The 19,660-nt window shown below is 72.7% G+C and carries 25 protein-coding genes; 6 read left to right on the top strand and 19 right to left on the bottom strand.

Annotated features, from left to right (window positions below; all coding sequences use genetic code 11):
- Nucleotides 1-35 precede the first annotated feature (35 nt).
- Nucleotides 36-251, top strand: a complete 216-nt coding sequence (locus ACFPIJ_RS33885; protein WP_203850321.1) for a CbtB domain-containing protein — start codon at nt 36-38, stop codon at nt 249-251.
- A gap of 16 nt (nt 252-267) precedes the next feature.
- Nucleotides 268-1,014, top strand: a complete 747-nt coding sequence (locus tag ACFPIJ_RS33880) for a CbtA family protein (protein ID WP_380121246.1) — start codon at nt 268-270, stop codon at nt 1,012-1,014.
- A gap of 101 nt (nt 1,015-1,115) precedes the next feature.
- On the opposite strand, the gene ACFPIJ_RS33875 is transcribed toward ACFPIJ_RS33880, so the two are convergent.
- Genes ACFPIJ_RS33875 through ACFPIJ_RS33860 form a run of 4 tightly spaced genes read right to left on the bottom strand, consistent with a single transcriptional unit; the run spans nt 1,116 to nt 3,522 of the window.
- Nucleotides 1,116-1,331: a zinc ribbon domain-containing protein gene (locus ACFPIJ_RS33875; RefSeq protein ID WP_380121244.1), complete on the bottom strand. Its 216-nt coding sequence runs from the start codon at nt 1,329-1,331 to the stop codon at nt 1,116-1,118.
- Nucleotides 1,332-1,340: 9 nt separating this feature from the next.
- On the bottom strand, nt 1,341-2,312 hold the full coding sequence (locus ACFPIJ_RS33870) for a hypothetical protein (RefSeq protein ID WP_380121241.1): 972 nt from the start codon (nt 2,310-2,312) through the stop codon (nt 1,341-1,343).
- Nucleotides 2,309-2,635, bottom strand: coding sequence for a PadR family transcriptional regulator (locus ACFPIJ_RS33865; protein ID WP_380121239.1), 327 nt, complete (start codon nt 2,633-2,635; stop codon nt 2,309-2,311). Before ACFPIJ_RS33865 ends, ACFPIJ_RS33870 begins: the two co-directional genes overlap by 4 nt.
- A gap of 32 nt (nt 2,636-2,667) precedes the next feature.
- Nucleotides 2,668-3,522: a DNA-3-methyladenine glycosylase family protein gene (locus tag ACFPIJ_RS33860; protein ID WP_380121236.1), complete on the bottom strand. Its 855-nt coding sequence runs from the start codon at nt 3,520-3,522 to the stop codon at nt 2,668-2,670.
- Nucleotides 3,523-3,586: 64 nt separating this feature from the next.
- On the opposite strand from ACFPIJ_RS33860, the gene ACFPIJ_RS33855 reads away from it, so the two are divergent.
- Complete coding sequence (locus ACFPIJ_RS33855) at nt 3,587-4,522, top strand: helix-turn-helix transcriptional regulator (RefSeq protein ID WP_380121233.1); 936 nt, start codon at nt 3,587-3,589, stop codon at nt 4,520-4,522.
- Nucleotides 4,523-4,574: 52 nt separating this feature from the next.
- On the opposite strand, the gene ACFPIJ_RS33850 is transcribed toward ACFPIJ_RS33855, so the two are convergent.
- The 3 genes from ACFPIJ_RS33850 to ACFPIJ_RS33840 all read right to left on the bottom strand — a co-directional run bounded on the left by ACFPIJ_RS33850 (nt 4,575) and on the right by ACFPIJ_RS33840 (nt 5,898).
- Nucleotides 4,575-4,847, bottom strand: a complete 273-nt coding sequence (locus ACFPIJ_RS33850; RefSeq protein WP_380121232.1) for a hypothetical protein — start codon at nt 4,845-4,847, stop codon at nt 4,575-4,577.
- Between the two features lie 118 nt (nt 4,848-4,965).
- Nucleotides 4,966-5,535 carry a hypothetical protein gene (locus ACFPIJ_RS33845; RefSeq protein ID WP_380121230.1) on the bottom strand — a complete coding sequence of 190 codons (570 nt, stop codon included), beginning with the start codon at nt 5,533-5,535 and terminating at the stop codon, nt 4,966-4,968.
- A 96-nt stretch (nt 5,536-5,631) separates the two neighbouring features.
- Nucleotides 5,632-5,898 (bottom strand): hypothetical protein, encoded by a 267-nt coding sequence (locus ACFPIJ_RS33840; protein WP_380121228.1) that lies wholly within the window; start codon nt 5,896-5,898, stop codon nt 5,632-5,634.
- A 25-nt stretch (nt 5,899-5,923) separates the two neighbouring features.
- On the opposite strand from ACFPIJ_RS33840, the gene ACFPIJ_RS33835 reads away from it, so the two are divergent.
- A complete protein-coding gene (locus ACFPIJ_RS33835; protein ID WP_380121226.1) occupies nt 5,924-6,163 on the top strand; it encodes a hypothetical protein in 240 nt (79 codons plus the stop codon).
- Here the strand turns inward: ACFPIJ_RS33835 and ACFPIJ_RS33830 are convergent.
- The 7 genes from ACFPIJ_RS33830 to ACFPIJ_RS33800 all read right to left on the bottom strand — a co-directional run bounded on the left by ACFPIJ_RS33830 (nt 6,150) and on the right by ACFPIJ_RS33800 (nt 13,005).
- Entirely contained in the window at nt 6,150-8,768 is a 2,619-nt protein-coding gene (locus ACFPIJ_RS33830; RefSeq protein ID WP_380121224.1) for an ATP-binding protein, read from the bottom strand. The genes ACFPIJ_RS33835 and ACFPIJ_RS33830 overlap by 14 nt on opposite strands.
- A 33-nt stretch (nt 8,769-8,801) precedes the next feature.
- Complete coding sequence (locus tag ACFPIJ_RS33825; protein WP_380121222.1) at nt 8,802-9,179, bottom strand: helix-turn-helix transcriptional regulator; 378 nt, start codon at nt 9,177-9,179, stop codon at nt 8,802-8,804.
- Nucleotides 9,180-9,327: 148 nt separating this feature from the next.
- Entirely contained in the window at nt 9,328-10,011 is a 684-nt protein-coding gene (locus tag ACFPIJ_RS33820; protein WP_380121220.1) for an SDR family NAD(P)-dependent oxidoreductase, read from the bottom strand.
- Between the two features lie 94 nt (nt 10,012-10,105).
- A complete protein-coding gene (locus tag ACFPIJ_RS33815; protein ID WP_380121217.1) occupies nt 10,106-10,675 on the bottom strand; it encodes a DUF1349 domain-containing protein in 570 nt (189 codons plus the stop codon).
- Between the two features lie 40 nt (nt 10,676-10,715).
- Nucleotides 10,716-11,252 (bottom strand): DUF6346 domain-containing protein, encoded by a 537-nt coding sequence (locus ACFPIJ_RS33810; protein ID WP_380121215.1) that lies wholly within the window; start codon nt 11,250-11,252, stop codon nt 10,716-10,718.
- Nucleotides 11,253-11,284: 32 nt separating this feature from the next.
- Nucleotides 11,285-12,652: a permease prefix domain 1-containing protein gene (locus ACFPIJ_RS33805; protein ID WP_380121212.1), complete on the bottom strand. Its 1,368-nt coding sequence runs from the start codon at nt 12,650-12,652 to the stop codon at nt 11,285-11,287.
- A complete protein-coding gene (locus ACFPIJ_RS33800) occupies nt 12,649-13,005 on the bottom strand; it encodes a PadR family transcriptional regulator (RefSeq protein WP_380121210.1) in 357 nt (118 codons plus the stop codon). Before ACFPIJ_RS33800 ends, ACFPIJ_RS33805 begins: the two co-directional genes overlap by 4 nt.
- Before the next feature lie 105 nt (nt 13,006-13,110).
- Between ACFPIJ_RS33800 and ACFPIJ_RS33795 the strand changes: the two genes are divergently transcribed.
- The gene (locus ACFPIJ_RS33795; RefSeq protein WP_380121209.1) at nt 13,111-13,455 is read left to right on the top strand and encodes a PadR family transcriptional regulator; all 345 of its coding nucleotides are present in this window, start codon (nt 13,111-13,113) and stop codon (nt 13,453-13,455) included.
- The gene (locus ACFPIJ_RS33790) at nt 13,452-14,735 is read left to right on the top strand and encodes a hypothetical protein (RefSeq protein ID WP_380121207.1); all 1,284 of its coding nucleotides are present in this window, start codon (nt 13,452-13,454) and stop codon (nt 14,733-14,735) included. Before ACFPIJ_RS33795 ends, ACFPIJ_RS33790 begins: the two co-directional genes overlap by 4 nt.
- Nucleotides 14,736-14,754: 19 nt before the next feature.
- On the opposite strand, the gene ACFPIJ_RS33785 is transcribed toward ACFPIJ_RS33790, so the two are convergent.
- The 5 genes from ACFPIJ_RS33785 to ACFPIJ_RS33765 form a co-directional block, all read right to left on the bottom strand.
- The gene (locus ACFPIJ_RS33785) at nt 14,755-15,336 is read right to left on the bottom strand and encodes a bifunctional 4-hydroxy-2-oxoglutarate aldolase/2-dehydro-3-deoxy-phosphogluconate aldolase (RefSeq protein WP_380121205.1); all 582 of its coding nucleotides are present in this window, start codon (nt 15,334-15,336) and stop codon (nt 14,755-14,757) included.
- Nucleotides 15,333-16,784, bottom strand: coding sequence for a glycoside hydrolase (locus ACFPIJ_RS33780; protein ID WP_380121204.1), 1,452 nt, complete (start codon nt 16,782-16,784; stop codon nt 15,333-15,335). The genes ACFPIJ_RS33785 and ACFPIJ_RS33780 overlap by 4 nt, the downstream gene beginning before the upstream one ends.
- Nucleotides 16,784-17,524 (bottom strand): SDR family NAD(P)-dependent oxidoreductase, encoded by a 741-nt coding sequence (locus tag ACFPIJ_RS33775; protein ID WP_380121202.1) that lies wholly within the window; start codon nt 17,522-17,524, stop codon nt 16,784-16,786. Before ACFPIJ_RS33775 ends, ACFPIJ_RS33780 begins: the two co-directional genes overlap by 1 nt.
- The gene (locus tag ACFPIJ_RS33770) at nt 17,517-18,671 is read right to left on the bottom strand and encodes a mandelate racemase/muconate lactonizing enzyme family protein (RefSeq protein WP_380121200.1); all 1,155 of its coding nucleotides are present in this window, start codon (nt 18,669-18,671) and stop codon (nt 17,517-17,519) included. Before ACFPIJ_RS33770 ends, ACFPIJ_RS33775 begins: the two co-directional genes overlap by 8 nt.
- Nucleotides 18,668-19,660: extracellular solute-binding protein (locus tag ACFPIJ_RS33765; RefSeq protein WP_380121198.1), on the bottom strand; the 993-nt coding region annotated here is incomplete at its 5' end. The genes ACFPIJ_RS33765 and ACFPIJ_RS33770, both read right to left, overlap by 4 nt.

The following is a 19,660-nucleotide window of genomic DNA, read 5'->3' as shown; positions in this document are numbered from 1 at the left end:
GATGGGACGCGAAATCCCGCAGGAGGCTGAATCTGATGAGCTCGATCACGGCTCTGCCCACCCCGGTCACGGCACCGGCCCCGATCCCGCTGCGGCAGATCCTGCCGTGGGCCGCCTTCGGCGCCGTGCTCGCCGTCGTGCTGCTCTACTTCGTCGGTGCGGAGCAGGGCGTCACCGCGCTCATCTCCGGCGAGACCGTCCACGAGTTCGTCCACGACGGCCGGCACCTGCTCGGCTTCCCCTGCCACTGAGTCGGGGGACCCCAGCATGAACGCCCGCACCCTGCTGGTGCGCGGAATGATCGTCGGCGCCGTCGCCGGCGTCGCCGCGTTCCTGTTCGCCTACCTGTTCGGTGAAGGCCCGATCAACGACGCGATCGCGTTCGAGGAGGCCCACGCCGCTCCCCTCGCCCCCGGCGAGCACGAGCACGAGCTCGTCAGCCGGACCGTGCAGAGCACCTTCGGCCTGGCCACGGCGTCGGTCGTGTACGGCGTCGCGCTCGGCGGCCTGTTCGCCATCGCGGTCGCGGTCACCCTCGGCCGCATCGGCCGGATCAGTGCCCGTGCCACCGCGGGGCTCGTCGCGCTGGCCGGGTTCGTCGGAGTGGCCCTCGTGCCGTTCCTGAAGTACCCGGCCAACCCGCCGGCCACCGGCAACCCGGACTCGCTGCAGCAGCGCACCGGCCTGTACTTCCTGATGCTGGTCATCGGGGTCGCCGCGGTCATCGGGGCGATCGTCGTCAGCCGGCAGCTGCAGCCGCGGTTCGGCACCTGGAACGCCACGATCGCCGGCACCGTCGGCGCCGCGGTCGTCGTCGGGATCGCGGTCGCCCTGCTGCCGGCGGTCAACGAGGTGCCGGACGGCTTCGCACCGGTGCTGCTGTGGCAGTTCCGGCTGGCGTCGCTGGGCACCCAGGCCGTCATGTGGTCCACGCTCGGCCTGCTGTTCGGGTACCTCACCGAGCGCAGCGAGCGCACGGCCGCCGTGGTGAGGGCCCAGCCGGTCACCGCCTGAACCGTCCGACCACGACGCGCGGCTGAGCTCCGGCTCCGCCGCGCGTCTGCGTTTTCCGTTTTCCGGAGACGGTTGGAGGAGGCGGCTTCAGGGAGCCGGCTTCAGGAGATCAGCGCCGGGTCGGCGTCGCGTTCGGTGGCGCAGGCGGTGCACTGCACGGTGTGCTTGACCCGCAGCGGGATCAGCGGCACGAAGAACAACGACAGCTTCAGCACCTTCTTGTACAGCGGATGCGCCACCGTGTTGCCGCAGTACGGGCAGCGCAGGGTCAGCGTGCGCAGGTGCTTCACCCGCCAGCCCCAACCGAAGATCAGCACGCGGGCAGCCTACCGGGCGACCTTCCCGGCTTCCGCCCGGCCCGTGATCAGGCTCGCGACCGTCAGGACCACCGCGCCCAGGCAGGCGAGGAACAGCATCGCCACATACGGGTCCTGGATCTCGATCCGGCTGTTGGCGAGGCGGTCGGCCGGGGTCAGCGCGGCCGGGACCAGCTCGGGGATCAGGCGGGCCGGGCCGTAGCGCGACATGAGCACCACCGACGCGAACACCAGCAGCGGCCCCAGCAGGCCGACGCTCAGCGCCGACAGCAGCGCGTCCCGGGGCCGCCCTCTCCCCGCCAGGGCCAGGGTCACCGCGGCGACGCCGCAGCCGAGCGTGAAGATCGCGCCGCCGACGTTGGCCGACACCGGCGGGAACAGGAACTGGCCCGCCACCCAGACGCCGGCCGCGGCCAGCGACCCGGCGGCACCGATGGCGATGGCGCGGCCGGGCACCGCGGTCCGGCGAGCGGTGAAGGCGAGCAGGCCGACCAGGTAGCTGGTCAGGAACACGGCGAAGACCGGCACCCCGAAGCTGGCCTGCTCGTCCGGCGGGCCATGGGTGGCCATCCTCGCCACGAACGCCGCCGTCATCGCGGCGATGAACAGGCATCCGCCGGCGCGGACCGCGCGGGCCGTCATGCTGTCGCCGACCGGTCCCAGCGGGCCGGGCCGGCGGCCCCACAGCGCGACGACGTGCAGCAGCGCGATGAGCCCGACCAGGCCCCACCGCAGCGGGCCGTAGGCGATGCCGGCCGACCACCGCAACACCACGGCGAGGACCGCCACGGCGGAGAGCGGATACCCGACCGCGCGCACCGCGGCGCGCTGCGACAGGACCGCGCCGGCGCAGCCGAGGGCGTGCGCCCAGCGCTCGCGGCCGGCCGGCAGCGCGGCGGTCTCGGCCCGCATCGCCCGGCCCCAGTCGCGGTGCCGGGCGGGCAGCAGCCGCACCACGAGCGCGAGGAGGGCGTCGGTCACCACGCACCCCGCGGCTCCGGGCGGACCCGCGGTGCGGGGGTCGCAGCGGGGGTCGCAGCCGGGGCGAGCGCCGAGGCCATTTCCAGACCCGCGGCGGTCAGCCGGTACAGATGCCGCGGTGGCCGGCCCTGCGGCGGGTCGGCTTCCCAGGACGCCTCGAGCAGGCCGCGGTCGGACAGCCGGATGAGGATCGGGTAGAGCGAGCCGGCCTTGAGCCCGACCTCCTGGCCGAGCTCGTAGCCGTAGCGCCACTGCGCGGGGTCCGCGGCCAGGGCGCGCAGCACGGCCGCGGTCTGCGGAGATGGTTGCCTGGCTCGCGTCACCCCATAACTCTATATACGTAGAGAACTGTGCGCTAGGCCGTTCGCGCGCGGCGTTCCGCGGCGTGCACCAGGACCGAGCCCCACATCCGGAACGGTCGCCAGGCCTCGGTCAGGCGGGCCACCTCGGCGTCGGACGGCAGTTCCGGCAGGTCGTACCACCGCTGCAGGCCCGCCCTGGTGAGCTCGTCGCCGGGCGACGCGTCGACCAGGCCGGCGCCGCGCATCACGATGGCGACGGCGAAGAAGTCGCCGACCCCGCGCAGCCGCTTCACGTCCGCCAGGGCCTCCGGCACCGGCAGGGACCGCAGCCGGGCCCGGTCCAGCCGGCCCTCGAGGGCGGCGGCCGCGATGCCGTGCAGGCGGGTCACCTTCTCCTCGTTGATGCCGGGGAACTCGCCGATGCGCAGTAACTGCTGCGGCGACGGGAACGCGTGCACGGTGACGCCGCCGATCTCGAACGCCTCGCCGTGCGCGCGGGCCATCCGCTGCCGGATCGCGCGGCCCTGCTCGATGCGCAGCCGGTGCGCGATGATGAACGCGCAGGCCGCCTCGTACGGCGAGTGGAACAGCACCGGCCGCAGGTACGCGTGCTGGCGCTGCAACGCGCCGATCACCGGGTCCCGCTCACCGACCTTCGGCCAGCCGCTGCCGTCCACGTCCAGCGACAGCACCGCGAGGGCCTGCTGCCAGGCCTCGGCCGGCCCCCGCACCTCCCCGGTCATGGTGCCGGGCGCGCTCTGCCGCAGCAGCACCGCCGCGGAGTGCTCCCAGCCCTCGACCGGGAACGCCATGACGATCGTGCGGGCGTCCCCGACCGGCTGGGTCCAGCCGCCGAAGTACTCGTTCTGCCGGGCCAGGTCGTACGGGCCGGTGATCTGTGCGTCCATGCCCCGAAGCATCGCGCGTCAAACAGGACATCCTCTGTCATGTTTCGCGGATATGCTTCGCCGGGTGCGCGCCGATCGCCTGCTGTCGCTGGTCCTGCTGCTGCAGGCCCGGCCGGACGTGGCCGCCCCGGAGCTCGCTGACCGCCTCGGCGTCTCCGTGCGCACGGTGCTGCGGGACGTGGATGCCCTCAGCACTGCCGGGATCCCCGTCTACACGGAACGCGGCCGGTTCGGCGGGATCCGGCTGCTCGACACGTACCGCTCGGGCCTGGCCAACCTGAGCCGCGCCGAGGGTGCCGGGCTGGCCGTCGGGCAGTCCCGCCTGGCCGGTGACCTCGGCCTCGGCGACGCCCTCGACTCCGCCATCGAGAAGATCATCGGCGCCGGCGGCCAGGCCCTGCGCGGCGGCCTCACCCAGGGCCGCCGGCACGTGCTCGTCGACGTCGACCCGTGGATGCGCGCCGGTGAGGCCGTGCCCCTGCTGCCGCTCATCCACGACGGGCTGCTGCGCGGCCGGCACCTCTCGCTCGACTACCGCGACAGCGCCGGCGACCGGCAGCTGCGCACCGTCGCCCCGGCCGGGCTGGTCGCGAAGGCCGGCACCTGGTATCTGGTGACCACGGAACCGGCGCTGATCCGGGTGTCGCGCGTGCTCGCCTGCACCGTCCTGCCGCAGCCGGCGCCACTGCCGCCCGGGTTCGACCTCGACGCCGCCTGGTCGCGGCTGCGCGACCGGGTCGAGGTGCGCCCGCGCGACCTGCCGGTCGTGGTCACCGCGGCGCCCGATGCGGTCGCGATGGTCCGCCGGGTGCTCGCCCGGCACCTGCGCGACGACGACGGCAGCTCCCCCACCGTCCGGCTCGCGTTCGCCGCGGAGCAGCACGCCGTCGGCAGCCTCCTGGGCCTCGGCACCCGGGTCGAGGTCGTCTCACCGCCGTCGGTCCGCACGGCGATGCGCGCCGCCGCCCTGGCCGTCGCGGACCTGTACCGGTCCGGCTGATCCGGACCAGTACAGGCTCGCCCGTTACAACGTCAGTCGCCTGTTGACGACGTCAGTCGCCCCGCACCGGCAGCTCGCTGAGCAGCGTGAACTCGAACTCGATCTGGCTGGCGTCGGCGCTGTCGTCCGGGCTGACCAGGTAGGACTCGACCCGGAAGCCGAGGTTGAGCACGTCCGCGGCCCGGATGTGCTCGACGAGCTCCTCCGCGGCCGTGAAGTAGGCGGTATAGATGATCGACGGCCCGTCGCCGGGCTCGGCGGCCGTCTCGAAGGTCTCCTCGGCGTCGCTGTCGCCGGGGGTCTCAGCTGCGATGTCAACAGTCACGAGCGGCGAGCTTACGTCACCTCCGCGCCGCTCGCCCGGTGGCGCCCACTTCTCCGTGATCCGGTGGACCTTGGGTACCCAGGGGTGCACGAGGTCTACCGGATCACGGCAAGGGCGGTTACTCCGCGAGGGCCGGGCAGTACTTCGCGGCCGCGGTCGTGGCCTTCTCCATCTCCGCCTCGAAGGCCTCGTCGGCGAAGTTCGTGCCCGTCAGCATCTTGCCGAACGTCGCCACGAACTGCTGCAGCGCCGCCTTGGCCTGCGGGTCGGTGATCTTGGCGAGCTCAGGCGCGAGGGCCTTCGCGAGCCGGTCGAGGATGACCTTGCCCTTGGCCTCGGCCGCGGCCATCGCGGCCTTGTCCTCCTTGAGGCTGGCCGCGCCCAGCTCGCTGATGACGCCGACGAGCTCGACCTTCTCCTTGTCATAGGCGGCCACGATGTTCTTGCACGCCGCTTCGGTGTTGGCCTTCACGCCCACCGGCGAACTCGCGGCGGCACCGGCGCCACCGCCGACGCCAGTGCTGGCACCGCCGCTCGAGCCGCCGGCGCTGCTGGAGCCGCCGGCGCCTGCGCCGCTGCTGGCGGGTGCCGCGCCCTGGGTCGCGCTGCCGGAGTCCTGGCCGCACGCCGCGGTCAAGCCCACGGTGGTGCACAGGGCCAGGGCCATGAGGATCCGTCGAAACTGCATGTCAAGTGCTCCCCGTGTGGTTGAACAAGGCCAGGAGAGCATAAGGACAGGCACCGACAATTTCGCCGTGAGGTCCAGTGCCGAAGCGTACGGTGATCATGGGATGACCGTACGCAGCGGGCGGGTGATGTGCGATGACGACGACCCGTCACCGCCGTGTTCGGGGTCGCGTTGTACGCCACCCTGTTCCGCTTCGTGCAGTCCGGCATCATGGCCCACCACGTGCCGCCGGAGCTGGTCAAGCGGTTCGAGGAGTTCACGGGCCTGGTCCGTTCCGACGCCACGTTCGCCGATCAGGTCGCCACCGTCCTCGCGCAGACCGGCCTGACCGTCTTCACGTCCCCTCACGGCGTTCGCGCTCATCCTGTTCCTGGAGCCGCCCTGGCGGATGTTCGCCGGCTGGACGACCGTGCGCGCCGACAAGCGACCCGCCGCGCTCGTCGCGGTCCTGGTGGCGATCCTGCTGGTCATCCTCTCGGTGCCGGGCCTGTCGCGCTATTTCAGCCTGGTGCCGAATCCACTGATCTACATCGGTGTGGCCGTGTTCCTGCCGCCGTGGTTCCTCGCGCTGCGCACCATCTGGCGGCGCAACCTCCTGCGACGCGTCCTGGGTCTCAAGGACGACTAGAAGTGGTGCTGCCGGCCGGCAGGGCGTGGGCCAGTTCGCCGCGGGACTTGATGCCGAGTTTCGGGAAGATCCGGTACAGGTGCGTGGTGATCGTGCGCGGTGACAGGAACAGCCGCTCGGCGATCTCCTTGTTGCTCAGCCCCTGCGCCGCCAGCCGGGCGATCTGCAGCTCCTGCACCGTCAGCGCGCCGGCCGCGTCGGCGGGGCGGCGCAGCGACTCACCCGACGCGCGCAGCTCGGCCCTGGCCCGGTCGGCCCACGGCACCGCGCCGAGCGCGTCGAACGTCGCCGCGGCCGAGCGCAGCAACGGCCGGGACTCCGCGACCCGGCGCCGGCGCCGCAGCCAGGCGCCGTACGCGCGCTCGAGGCGGGCCCGCTCGAACGACCACGCCGACAGGTCCGCCGCGAGGGCCGCCTCGAACGCCGGCGCGTCGTTGGCCAGGACCGCCCCGGCGTAGCGCAGCGCGTCCTCCTCGCCGCACCAGAAGGCCGCCTCGGCCAGGTGCCCGGACATCATGAACCGCAGGTACGGGTGGTAGGCCACGTCGTCCGGGTCGAAGATGCGGTGCAGGTGCCGGTACGCGTCGGCGGGGCGGCCGCCGGCCAGCGCCTCGACCCCGCGGATCGCCTGGACCAGGGCGAGCATCGGCAGCCGCCCGCTCGGCAGCAGGATGCTCTCGCCGAGGTCCGCGGCCTCCGTGGCGGCGGCGCCGTCGCCGGCGAGGGCCTGCGCGTGGCCGAGCATGAGCCGCGCGGTCAACGCCCACGCCGGCTGGCCGGTCTCGGTGGCGAGGTCGGCCGCCTCGACCGCCGCCGACAGCGCCAGCCGGGCGTCGCCGAGGCACGCCGCGTTGAACGCCTGGCTGGTCAGCAACTGTGCGAGGACACCGACGCGGCCCTGGGCCCGCACCCCGGCCGCCGCCGACGCGTAGAACTCGGCCGACAGGGTCAGCGCCCCGGTGCCGCTGGCGCTGAGGCCGAGCAGCTGCAGCTCGGCGGGGGCCAGGTCGAACCGGGTCCGCAGCTGCGCCATCCGTTCCAGTGTCACGACGCCGCGCTCCACGGGGGCGATCAGCCCCACCGCAGCGATCATCCGCACGTCGTCCTTGGGCACGTCGATGGCGTCGGCGACCGTCAGGTACGCCTGGATCGTCGACTGCGGCGGGTTCGACCAGAAGAACCGCAGGCTCATCGCGACCAGTCCGTCCACTGCCCGGCGCAGGTCACCGTCGCGGCGCAGCGCGTCGATGAGCTCCGCATACACCAGCAGCCGCGAGGTGCCCGACCAGCCGGTCAAGGAGAACTGCTCGCGCAGGTATGACAGCCAGGCCCGGTCCGCGGGCCGCAGCTGCTCATCGACGACGTCGCCCACGAGCCGCCGGGCGGCCTCGATGTCGCCCAGCTCGGCGGCGACATCGGCGGCCGCCAGCAGCCGCCGGCCCCGTTCGGCCGGGTCGCCGCTGAGCTGCACGGCCTGCTGGAACGCAGCGAGGGCCACGCTGGCCGCCTGCCGGTGCCCGGCCCGCATCGCCGTCTCGGTCAGCTCCGTGGCCAGTGCCTCGTCGGGGCCGGACGCCGCGCCGGCCCGGTGCCACACCCGCCGGTCGGGGTCGGCGGCCACCACCTCGGCGAGGGCGGCGTGGACCCGCCGCCGCTGGGCCGCGCCCGCCGACTGGTACAGCGCCGAACGCAGCAGCGGATGCCGGAACCGCAGCCGGTACGTGTCGTCGACCCAGGCCAGCCGGGTCACGACGGCCGGTTCGACGTCCTCGACGGTGACCGGGCCGCCCTCGTGCCGGCTGGCCGCGGCGAGGATCTCGTCCAGGCCGTCGCCGTCGTCCAGCGCCGCGACCAGCAGCAGCGACCGGGTCGCCGGCGGCAGCTCGGCGACCAGCGCGGCGAACGTGCGCTCCACCCGGGTGCTCAGCGGCAACCACGACGGCAGCAGCGCCGCTCCCCCCGACGTCACCGCGACCCCGCCCAGCTCGACCAGCCCCAGCGGGTTGCCCGCGGACTGCTCCAGCACCCGTTCCCGCAGCGGCGGGGACAGGTCGGGCGCGACCGCCGCCAGCACCGCCTCCGCGTCGGCCGGCGGCAGCGGATCGAGCCGCAGCTCCGGCAGCCCGGCCTGGCCTAGGAGCCGGTCGACGTCCTCGCCGTCGCGGGTGGTCAGCACCATCGCGACCGGGTCCGAACCGATGCGCCGGGCCGCGAACGTCAACGCGTCCCAGGTGCCGCGGTCCAGCCAGTGCGCGTCCTCGACGGCGACGAGGACCGGTTGCTGCCGGTCGCTCAGCAGCTCCAGCAGGTCCATCGCGGCGCGGTACGGCGACTCGATCTCGTCCGGGCCGGGCGGGCGGCCGGGTCGCAGGGAACGCAGCAGCCGGTGCAGGCCCGCGTACGGGATGTGCACCTCGGCCTGGACCCCGGCCACGCCGACGACCCGCATGCCGCGTGCCGTGGCGAGCGCCGCCACGTGGGTCAGCAGCGCCGTCTTGCCGATCCCGGCCTCGCCCCGCACCACCACGGCACCACCGGCCTGTGTGGCCGTGCGCTCCAGCAGCGCGGTGACAGCCTTCACCTGCGCCTCGCGTCCTACCAGCATTGCGTCCCCGTCGTCAGGTTGGTCGGCCCACGGTCAGGTGCGGGCTTGCGCGCCCGCGGCCGCGATGGCGGTAAAGCCGGCCGGTGCGGGGGTGTGCGCCCGTTCGGCATCAGTGAGGGCGCGCCACTGCGACGGCGTGCACCCGTACTGCTGTTTGAACGCGCGGGAGAACGTGGAGTGGTCCGGGTATCCCGACGTCCGGGCGATGGCGGCGACCGACACGAGCGCGTTGGCGGGGTTGGTCAGGGCGCGTGCCGCCCGGCTGAGCCGTTCGGCGCGGATCCACTCGCTGAGCGTGACGTCCATCCGGGCGAGCACCGCGTACAGGTACCGCTTCGAGATGCCGAAGTGGGCGGCCAGCTTGTCGGCGCTGAGGTCGGGGTCGGTCACGTGCGTGCGCAGGTGCACCATGATGCGCGTGCCGAGCGTCTGGCTCAGCGGCTGCCGGCTGAGGAACTCGTCGCCGCCGGCGGTCGTCAGCAGCGCGCGCAGCAGGTCGATCGTGGGGTGCGCCAGCGCCGCGGCCTGGGCCTGCGACAGCTCGGGCAGTGGCGCACGGTCACGGCCCGACGAGCTCGGGGTACATGGCCGTCACGGGTGCGGACAGCCTGGCCTTGACCTGTTCGCCGTACGTGTCGGCGATGATCTCGTAGTCGCGGGCGGCCAGCCCGGCCAGGGCCCGGCCCACGACGGTGTCCAGCCCGGGGTCGGTCTCGCACAGCCCGAGCACCAGGCTGGCGACGTGCACGCCGGCCGGGGCGAGCTCCACCCGCAGCGCGTTGGTCGCCGACCACAGCGCGGCCTGCGACACCGCGTAGGCACCGCTGAGGTTGATCCACGCCTGCACCGAGCAGACCATGAGCAGCACGCCCCGCGGCGACCCGGCCAGCACCGGCGCGAACGCGGTCGCCAGCCGGATCGCGCCGATCACGTTGGTGTCCAGGTGCGCGGCGACGGCGGCCAGGTCGCCGCCGCCGACGGTGACCGCCGGCCAGTCCGGCAGCCCGTCGTTGTTCAGCAGGATCGTGGCGTCGGAGGCGGCCCGGATGGCCCGCGCGATGGTGCCGGTGTCGCGCACGTCGAGGTCGACCGCGACGACCCGGTCGCTGGACCAGTCGCGGGGCCGGCGTCCCCCGGCGTAGACGCGGGCGGCGCCCTCGGCGAGGAACCCTTCCACGAAGCGTTCGCCCAGTTCCGACGACGCGTCGGTGACGAACACCACCTCCGATTCGAAGCCGGCCACTGTCCCCCCTTCCTGTGGCCGGAAGCCTAACGCCGCAGGTGGTGGGAACGCTCCAGCCTGGTGTGCATCCTGTTGTGCAGGACGTGCACAGCGGCTACTCGAGGTTGTCCCGGGAGATCGGCGGCCCGACCCGGAAGTCGCGGAACGTGGCCCGCAGGCCGGCCCGCTCCGGCGAGCAGCACATGACGCCGACGTCCACGGTCTCGGGCAGGTCGAGGTGGCCGAGGCGCAGCAGGTGCCATGCTGCGTCACCGCTGCGGTAGTGGACGGTCACGGCGGCGCCGAACCGGGAGATCCGCATCGAGACCTCGCCGGCCGGACCGGCGACCGGCGCCATCGACACGTCGGAGTGGCCGCGGGTGTAGACCGTGCTGATCTGCACGGCGCCCGAGGTGACCTCCAGGCCGGTCTTCAGCCAGTTGCGCTCGTCGGCGCGGAGCATCATGCCGGCCTGGTCGAACCGGGTCGTGTGGGCGGCGGACACGACGGCCTCGGCGGTGAAGTCACCCGTCACCGGCCGGTGGAAGAAGTGCCCGTTGTCGGTGGTCCAGCCGTAGAACGTCGCGCGCCAGAAGTCGGTGCGCAGCTCGGTGACCGCGTGCAGGACGCCGTCCTCCAGTGACCATTCCCGTGGCTCGTTCAACCACTGCATGTTGTCCAACACGGGCCAGAGCGTATTCGCCGAGCGGCGCCTGCGCCGACCCTCAGTCGCGGGATACGCCGAAGACCGCCCGGAACAGGTACATGACGCAGAAGGCAAAGGCGGGCATGAACACTGCCATCCCGGCGAGGAACACCAGTCCGCCGAGCCCGCCGAGCCACCTGCTGGTGTTGAACCGGCCGTAGGAGCAGCCGGAGTCGTCGCAGCGTTCCCGGATCGTCACCTTGCGACCGACGTCCTTGCCGGTGACCACGGAGCGGTCGACGGTGGCGTGCACTTCGACCTTGTCGTCGTGGTACGTCACCTCGCAGGTCCACCAGTAGCCGAAGCCGGCGTGGCTGACCGGTCCGTCCCGGCGGCAGGCATCGACGTGCACAGTCACTTCGCTGCCGTCGGGCGGATAGGCGGTGAGCGACGTTGCGCCGTGGATGCTGTCGACGGTGGAGATCAGCAGCAGCACCACCAGGCAGATCGCGGCGGAGGCGACCGCGCCGAGCACGGATGCCCTTCGCCCGGTCCGCCATTGGCGCGGCACCTGCCGGTGCCGTCCCGTGCCGGTGAAGCGGCGCGCTGCATTCATCGGCTTCGAGGCTACGGCCGGACCGCAAGCGGTCAGGCGAAGCCGAACACGGGCGGGAAGACGAGGACCACGATCCAGGCCCAGGCGGCGTACACGGGCAGGTGGCGGGTCTGCCAGCGTTCCAGGGCGGCGAACGGGCCCTGGCGGCGGATGAAGCGGAGCAGGAGCAGGGCCGAGCCGGCGAGGTTGACTAGCAGGATCACGTTCTCGCCCAGGGCGGCGGCCTTGTTGGGGGTGCCGCCGTATCCGGCGAGCCGGCCGGTGATCTCGAGCAGGACCAGGGTGTCGATGGCGAGGGCGCTGAAGACCAGCGCGAGCTGCAGCTTGTCGAACAGTCCGGGCGGTGCGAACGGGTCGCGGGCGGAGATCGAGTACAGCAGCAGGCCCAGGACCACGACCAGCAGCAGGTCGAACAGGATGAGCGCCTCACGCTCGACGTCGATGCGGTTGGCGGTCACGCCGACGGCGATGAGGAACGCGAGCAGCACGGCGGTGAACAGCGGGGTGAACAGCCGGGTCAGGACGGGCGCGATGTTCTCCACGACGCTCTGCTTGGCCTCCACCAGCCAGCCCGCGACGACGACCGAGGCCATGGCGCCGCACGGCACGAGCCACTGGCCGATGAACGTCTCCGGTTTGACGCCGATGGCGTTGAACGTGCCGACCGTGAACGCGGTGAGCACGCCGCCGCCCAGGGCGATGAGCACGAAGTAGACGAACACCTCGCCGGTGAAGCGGATGAAGTCCATGTGCCGGCGGGTGGAGCGCCAGTCGTCGGCGACATACGCCACGCCCACCACCAGCCACAGCGCGATCGGCAGGTGGATGCTGGTGATGACCAGCGACTGCGAGTCGTCGGTGAGCGGGTAGACGTTGGCCGCGACGGCGCCGAGGACGAACAGGGCCGCCACGACCGCGAGCAGCGGGCGCGGTGCCTGCCGCCGCCAGGCGAGGAACCCGGCCAGCCACGGCAGCGTGAAGAGGCTGATGTTCGTCGCGTAGAACTCGCCGTTGCCGTCGAACCCCGCCCCGAACAGCTGCGGGACCTTGATGGACGCGGCGGCGCCGGCCGCGCAGCCGACCATCACCCACAGGGTGCGCCGGGACCGGGTGCCGGCCGCCGGGGCGCCCGGGGCGGGTTCGCCGGTGAGGACGAGCTGCTTCCACAGCCGCTCCGAGTGCTCCCGGGCGAACTCGCGGGACAGCTCGTCCAGGCTGCCCATGCGTTTGACCGCGACGAGGAACGCCTCGTCCTCGCTCAGCCCGGCCGCGACCAGCTCGTCGACGGAGCCGCGGAGGTGGTCCTCGAGCTCGTCGGCGTCGGCGGTCTGCAGCTCGCGGCGGCGTTGGACGTATTGCCGCCACTGCCCGATCTGCGCTTCCAGGCCGTCCGGTGTCATGCGAGGCCCTCCTGGGGGCGGACGGTGGCGCCCAGCCACAGCTCCTTCAGCGCGTCGACGACGGTGTCCCATTGCCGGCGCTGCTCGGCGAGCTCGGCCAGGCCCTGCTCGGTGACGCGGTAATACTTGCGGCGCCGCTCCCCCGTCACCGACTGCCAGGTCGACTCGACGTGGCCGAGCCGCTCGAGCCGGTGCAGCAACGGATAGAGCAGGCCCTCGGTCCAGGTCAGCTCGCCGCCGGAGAGCTCGTTGATGCGCTTGAGGATGGCGTAGCCGTAACTCTCGCCCTCGGCGAGGATGCCGAGCACCATCGGCGTCGCCGACGCGGCCACCAGGTCTTTGGCAACCTTCACGGACCATCACACCCCTAAGACTTCGATGCATAGTACTGCTAGGTATTTACCGGCGCTAGAAATGCCCATGGCTTGTATATACCGATGGTCGGTATAGTGGAGGGTATGGCGATGCACGAGCCGACGTTCTTCATCCTCACCGCCCTGGCCGAGGGCCCGCTGCACGGCTACGGGGTCATGCAGACCGTGGCCCGGCTGTCCGGGGACCGGGTGACGCTGCGGGCGGGCACGCTCTACGCGGCCCTCGACCGGCTGACGACCGAGGGGCTGCTCACGGTGGACCGGGAGGAGGCGTTGCAGGGCCGCCTGCGCCGCTACTACCGGTTGACCGACGCCGGATCCGCCGCGCTCGGCGCCGAGGTGGTGCGGATGCGCTCGGCCGCGTCGATGGCCGCCGCCCGGCTGCGCACCCACGGCGGGTTCGCCCTGGCAACCGGCGGCGTGGCATGAACAACCATCGGACCCCCGACGGCGTGAACGGCGACCCGGCGCCCGACGGTATGAACGGCGACCCGGCGCTGGGCGGCGTGAACGGCGACCCGGCGCCCGACGGTATGAACGGCGACCCGGCGCTGGGCGATGTGAACGACGATCCGGCGCTGGAACGCGCCTACCGGCGGCTGCTGCTCGCCTACCCGCGCCGGTTCCGCCGGGACCGCGGCACCGAGATCCTGACCACGCTGCTCGACGCCGCCCCGCCCGGCCGGCGCCGCCCGACCACCTGGGACGCCGTGGACCTGCTCGTGGGCGGCATCCGGGCCCGGTTCCTGCCGCCGCCCGGAGCGCTCAACGCTGTCACCGCCACCCTCGCCGCGCTCCTCGTGGGCATCGGCGGCGCCGCCGCCACGGGCTGGCTCGGTTGGCAGGCGTCCACCACGATGCCGTCCGCCCAGGCCGCCGCCGCGACCGCGCAGACCGCCTTCGGTGAGCCGGCGACGGACCCGGTCGCCGACCCCGGCGACCCGCTCGACCAGGACTGGCTGGGCATGCGGACCTCCCCCGGTGACGAGGGCAACACCGGCCCGCACCCCGCCCCGGGCGCCGTCCAGCTGCGCCTCCGCACCGGATCACAGGACCCCGTGAGCGTGCTCGCCGGTGCGCGGGAGCGCATGGTGGCGGCCGGGTGGCGTACCGACGAGTCCGCCGCCGACAACGTGTTCTGGGCCTCGAAGGGCGACCAGGTCGTGCGGGTCACGGCGCTGGCCGGCGACCGCACGCCCGACGGCGGCGGCTCATGGAGCGAGGGCGACCCGGTGTCGCTCATGGTCAGCGTCCACAGCCCCGCGCCCGGCGCCGTCACCGTCCTCGCGCTCGCCGGCCTGCTCGCCGGCGCCGTCACCGGCTGGCTCGCCGCCGCCTGGGCGCTGCACACCCGGGCCCGGCACCGCTCGCGGCTGCGCGTCGCCACCCTGGTGCTGGGCCTGTCGTCGCTCACGCTCGGCGTCACCACGGTGCTGCTGCCGGCCCTCGCCGGTGTCGCCGGGCTCGCCTCGATCGACGGCTGGTCCCCGCACGACTCCCTGGTGGCCGCCGCGGCCGTGCGTGGCGCCGGCTTCCTGGCGTATGTGGTGGCGCTGGGCCTGGCCGGCACCGCGGTCCTCGCCGTCCTCGCCCCCGCGACCCCGGCGCCCGCCGGCCCCCTGCCCCGGGCCAAACATCCGGTGGTGTGGCTGGTCGCCCTGAGCCTGCTGGTCGCCTTCCTCGGCTTGTCGGGCCAGATCGCCCTGTGAGCCTCAGGCCGGAACGGTGTCAGCCGCCGAGGGCGGCCAGGAGGGCTTCGAGGCCGCCGGGGCGGGTGATGGCGGTGCCGACGCCGACGGCTGCGGCGCCCGCGTCGAGGAAGGCGCGGGCGTTGGTGGCGTCGATGCCGCCGGTGGCGACGAAGCGCGCCTCCGGGAAGGGGCCGCGCAGTTCGCGGAGCCAGCCGGGGCCGAGCGAGCCGGCCGGGAATGCCTTGAGCCAGCCGCAGCCGGCGTGCAGCGCGTGGTGGACGTCGGTGGCGGTGGCGACGCCGGGCAGGTGCGGCAGGCCGGCGGCGTGGCTGGCGGCGGCGACCTCGGCGTCGAAGCCGGGGGCGACGGTGAACGCGGCGCCGGCCGCCGCCGCGACCGCGACGTCTGCCGGGGAGCGGACGGTGCCGGCGCCGACCGGCGTGCCGCGGGACGCGAGGTCCCGCAGCACGTCGACGGCTTCGGCGGTCTGGATCGGCACCTCGACGACGCCAAGTCCGCTGGCCCGGACGGCGGCCGCCAGCTCGGCGGCCCGCGCGAGGGGTACCCCGCGCAGGATCGCCATCAGCGGGCGGCCGCCGAGCAGGTCGTCGAAGGTCACAGGCGCTCGATCCAGAACTGGACCGACGTCGGCGGCAGGGTGAGGGTGAGCACCGGGCCGGTCTTGTCGGTCAGGTTGGTGTTGCGGGCGGTCGGCGTGTACTGCTGCCCCTGGAACGCTCGCGTGCTGCCGGTGTCCACTGTGTACGTCACCGTCGACAGGCTGCGGTTGGTCATTGCGAAGACCAGCTTGCCCTGTGGGGTCTTCCAGGCCATGATCCGCTGTTCGGTGCGCTGGGTGCCCTCGTCGACGTGGTAGCGCACCGAGTTCCACGGCAGGTACTTCACGAAGCCGTGGATGCCGTTGAAGTTGCGCGGGTTGTAGTCCCAGTGACCCTTGGCGATGTTCGGGTACTTCGTGAAGTCGTCGTCGTCATAGGGGCGCCAGAAGCCCAGCGAGTAGCCGGAGGCCTCCGAGTTGTAGGTGGGCTTGAGGGCGTGCAGCCAGAACCAGGTCGGTGAGTTCTGGAACGTCATCCAGTTCATGATGGACTGGGCGGTGTTGACCATTTTCCAGTCGCTGGTCGGCACCTGATACTCGAACTCGTTGCTGAACACGGGTTTGCCGGCGGCGTCGCTGGTGTAGTTGTTCTGCAGCTGGTCGTTGCTGTCGCTGCCGATGCGGTGGAACGACCAGCCGTCCACCTGGGACAGCGCGGTGGCGTCGGCGCGGATGAGGGCGCCGCCCCGGCCGCGCTGGCCGTTCTCGGCGTCGGCGTGGATGAAGATTCCCGGGAACTCGGCGCGGATCTTCGGCGCGATCGCCTTGAACGCCTTGTAGTACTGGTCGTTGCTGTAGGAGCAGCAGGAGTACGCGACGTAGTCGATGCTCGGCTCGTTCTGCAGGCTGAACATCTTCACCGGCACGCCGTTGTCGCGCAGGTAGGCGAGGTCCCGCACGATCGCGTCGCCGTACTGGTCGAGCCAGCCCGGGTCGGTGGAGGCGATCGTGCCGCCCACGTAGCTGCCGTTGGACTTCCAGCCCGGAGCCGGCGACCAGTACTCGGCGGACACGCCCTCGATCCCGGACACGGCGATCAGCTCGGCGAGCTCCGCCAGCTGCGTCGGCCAGCGGCCGATGATCTGCTTCTGGGTGCTGTCCAGGCCCCGCAGGTACAGGCCGAGGGCCAGCCGCAGGTACCGGAAGCCCCGGTCGTCGCGGATCTTCAGCAGGTCGGTGTACATGCGGGTGCGCTCGGACGCGACCAGGTCGTGCGGGACCGAGGTGGTGGCGGTCGGCAGGCCGTTGTTGCCGGAGCCGATCGAGTCGGACTGGATCTCGACGCCGAGGCCGAGGATGGTCTGGCGGGGCTGGTCATGGCGGATGACGTAGTCGGCGACCGCGGCGGCGGCCGGTTCCGGGCGGACGGTCGCGCCGGCAAGAGCACCGGCAGCGCCGGCAGCGCCGGCAGCGGTGGCGGCGAGGGCGGTTCTGCGGGTCAGGGGCATCAGGACTCCTCTGAAGGAGGGGCCTCCGTGAGCGGCGGGAGGCCGAGGCGGGCCCGTGGGCCGGGTCTGAGCAGTGCGGCGGGCTGGACGGCGGAGGCACCGCCGTCCAGGACGATCTCGGTGCCGGTGAGCAGGGCGGCGCCGGACGAGACGGCGAACGCGACGGCGGCGGCGACGTCCGCCGGCTCGCCGGGCCGCTGGGTCTCGGCGAGGCGGGTGAGATCGGCCGGGTCCTCGACGCGGGTGAGCGTGTCGGGGGTGCGGACCCAGCCGGGGCTGATGGTGAGGGCGCGGATGCCGTGGTGGCCGTAGTCCACGGCGAGCTGGCGGGTGAAGGCGGCGAGGCCGGCCTTGGCCGCGGCGTACGCGGGATAGCCGGGGGCGAACACGCGGCCGTGGACCGAGCCGATGGTCACGATGACGCCCCGGCCGGCGGCGAGCATGCCGGGCAGCGCGTGTTTGGCGCAGAGGAAGGCGGATGTGAGGTTGGCGTCGATGATCGCGTGCCAGTCTTCGACGGTGGTCTCGTGCGCCGGCGCGCCGGCGGTGACGCCGGCGCAGGTGACGAGCGCGCCGACGGTCCCGATGGCGCGGAACGCCGTGGCGACGGCGGCCTCGTCGGTCAGGTCCGCCTCGGCCCGGTCCAGGCCGACGACGTCCCAGCCGTCGGCCCGCAACCGTTGCGCGACCGCGGATCCGATGCCGCCGGCCGCGCCCGTGACCACGGCCCGGTCAGGCACGGAACACCTCGTAGTGGGCGACGAGGTCCTCGTCGAGGGTGATGCCGAGGCCCGGCTCATTCGACACGACCAGCGCACCGTCCACTAGGGACGGTGGGGCGGCCAGGTCGTCGCGGAGCGGATTGGGCAGCCGGTTGTACTCGTAGATCGGCACGTTCGGGGTGGCCGCCGCGAACTGCAGGGCGGCGGCGAGGCCGATCGCGGAGCCGACGCCGTGTGGTGAGACGTCGACGTGGAACGCGGAGCACAGGGCCGCGATCCGGCGGGCTTCGGTGATCCCGCCGGCGCGGGTGAGGTTGGGCATGACGACGTCGGCGGCCCGGGCGAGCAGGAAGTCGCGGTAGCCGTACCGGATGAATTCGCTCTCGCCGGTGACGACGGGGATCCGCACGGCGGCCCGCACCTCGGCGAGGCCCGCGACGTCGTCGGTGGCGAGGGGTTCTTCGAGCCAGCGCACGCCCAGGTGCTCCAGGGCGTGGCCGAGGCGGATGGCGGTCTTGACGTCGTAGGCGCAGTTGAGGTCGACGTGCAGGGCGGCGCGGCCGTCGAGAGCTTCGGCGACCGCCGCGGCGTGGGCCAGGTCCGTGGCCTCGCCGCGGCCGAGCTTGAGTTTGACGGCGTGGAAGCCGTCATCCAGGAAGGACAGTGCACGTTGGACCGACTCGGCGGTCGACGGCAGGAACGGGATCGGGGAGGCGTAGACGGGCACGGCGGTGCGGACCGGGCCGCCGAGCAGCCGGTGGACCGGTTGCCCGGCGGCCTTGCCGCGCAGGTCCCACAGGGCGAGGTCGATTCCGCTGATCGCCTCGAGGTAGAACCCGCCGGTGCGTCCGGCGCCGGCCTGCGCGCCGAACATGAGCTCCCACAACGCCTCCGACGCACCCGCGTCCCGACCGACCAGCATCGGGGCCAGGAGCGAGCCGATGATGGTCGCGGTGACGCGCGGTTCCGGCAGGCCGTAGGCCTCGCCGATCCCTTCGAGGCCGTCGACCGTTCGGATCCGGACGAGGGTGGTGTACTGGCCGAGGCGCGGCAGCACGCGGTGGCTGGACGCCGGGGTCGTGAGCCAGTCGGGCACGTCCCGGAACATCCGCGCGAACGGTGCGGCCAGGGCGACGGCCTCGACGGAGGCGATGGTGAGCTTCATTTGATGAGGGCGTTCATCCGGTCGCGGGCGGAGGTGAGGGCTTCCTTGGGGTTCTTCTTGCCGATGAGGATCGACTGGACCTCTTCGGCGAGGACCTTCTCCATCTGGGAGAACTGCGGGTAGACCCAGAACGGGCTGGCGCTGGAGTTCGCGCCGATCCGCTCGGTGAAGTCGTTGGCGAACTTGTCGTTCTTCACGACCGTGTCGGCCAGGCCGGAGGTGGTGGTCGGCGGCAGCCCGGTCTTGCTGAACCATTCGATGTTGTACGCCTTGTCGGTGGTGACGGTCTTGGCGTAGTTCGCGGCGGCCGCGGCGCCGGCGCCGTTGACGACCGCGATGACCTGGCCCCAGGCGAGGTGGCGTGGCTTGTCGCCATCCGCCTTGACCGGGCGGGCGATCGGGACCATCTTCGCGGCGAGGTCCTTGTCGGGTGAGGACTTGGTGACCGTGGCCTTGCCGCCGATGGCGTCCTCGTAGAAGGCGGTCTTGCCCTGGGACATGAGGGCGCGGGCGTCGACGCGGTTGACGTCGGGGGCGATGAGTTTCTGGTCGTAGAGCTTCTTGTACCAGGTGAGCGCCTCGACGCTGCCGTCGTCGCCGATGACGACCTTGTTGTCCTGCACGATCGGGGACCCGAACTCCCACATCCACGGGATGATGTCCTTGAGCTGGTCCACCTTGGTCATCCCGGCCCACGGCACGATCCCGCCGCCGAGGCCCTTGACCGCGGTGAGCGCGGCCTCGAACTCCGCGACCGTCTTCGGCGGGCTGGTGACACCGGCCTTGGTGAGCAGTTCGGTGTTGCTGATCAGGCCGATCCCGGCGAACGTCCACGGCAGCCCGTACTGCTTGCCGCCGGACTGGCCCAGGGCCAGGGCGGCGGGGGCGTAGTCGGCGCCGGTGGCGACGGTCTTGAGGTCCAGGAGTTTGCCGGTGGCGGCGAGGGTGGCCAGCCACGCCACGTCCAGCTGCACCGCACCGGTCAACTG

The sequence above is a fragment of the Dactylosporangium cerinum genome (assembly GCF_042653625.1).
Classification (GTDB): domain Bacteria; phylum Actinomycetota; class Actinomycetes; order Mycobacteriales; family Micromonosporaceae; genus Dactylosporangium; species Dactylosporangium cerinum.
The sequence above is the reverse complement of the archived record's forward strand: the minus strand, read 5'-3'. Positions and strand labels throughout refer to the sequence as shown.

Bases quoted from the DNA above. Each gene is read 5' to 3' on its own strand.
- ACFPIJ_RS33885 (WP_203850321.1), top strand. From the start codon at position 36: ATGAGCTCGATCACGGCTCTGCCCACCCCGGTCACGGCACCGGCCCCG.
- ACFPIJ_RS33880 (WP_380121246.1), top strand. From the start codon at position 268: ATGAACGCCCGCACCCTGCTGGTGCGCGGAATGATCGTCGGCGCCGTC.
- ACFPIJ_RS33860 (WP_380121236.1), bottom strand. From the start codon at position 3,522: ATGGACGCACAGATCACCGGCCCGTACGACCTGGCCCGGCAGAACGAG.
- ACFPIJ_RS33845 (WP_380121230.1), bottom strand. From the start codon at position 5,535: ATGCAGTTTCGACGGATCCTCATGGCCCTGGCCCTGTGCACCACCGTG.
- ACFPIJ_RS33840 (WP_380121228.1), bottom strand. From the start codon at position 5,898: ATGAGCGCGAACGCCGTGAGGGGACGTGAAGACGGTCAGGCCGGTCTG.
- ACFPIJ_RS33835 (WP_380121226.1), top strand. From the start codon at position 5,924: ATGTTCGCCGGCTGGACGACCGTGCGCGCCGACAAGCGACCCGCCGCG.
- ACFPIJ_RS33830 (WP_380121224.1), bottom strand. From the start codon at position 8,768: ATGCTGGTAGGACGCGAGGCGCAGGTGAAGGCTGTCACCGCGCTGCTG.
- ACFPIJ_RS33825 (WP_380121222.1), bottom strand. From the start codon at position 9,179: ATGGTGCACCTGCGCACGCACGTGACCGACCCCGACCTCAGCGCCGAC.
- ACFPIJ_RS33810 (WP_380121215.1), bottom strand. From the start codon at position 11,252: ATGAATGCAGCGCGCCGCTTCACCGGCACGGGACGGCACCGGCAGGTG.
- ACFPIJ_RS33805 (WP_380121212.1), bottom strand. From the start codon at position 12,652: ATGACACCGGACGGCCTGGAAGCGCAGATCGGGCAGTGGCGGCAATAC.
- ACFPIJ_RS33795 (WP_380121209.1), top strand. From the start codon at position 13,111: ATGGCGATGCACGAGCCGACGTTCTTCATCCTCACCGCCCTGGCCGAG.
- ACFPIJ_RS33790 (WP_380121207.1), top strand. From the start codon at position 13,452: ATGAACAACCATCGGACCCCCGACGGCGTGAACGGCGACCCGGCGCCC.
- ACFPIJ_RS33780 (WP_380121204.1), bottom strand. From the start codon at position 16,784: ATGCCCCTGACCCGCAGAACCGCCCTCGCCGCCACCGCTGCCGGCGCT.
- ACFPIJ_RS33770 (WP_380121200.1), bottom strand. From the start codon at position 18,671: ATGAAGCTCACCATCGCCTCCGTCGAGGCCGTCGCCCTGGCCGCACCG.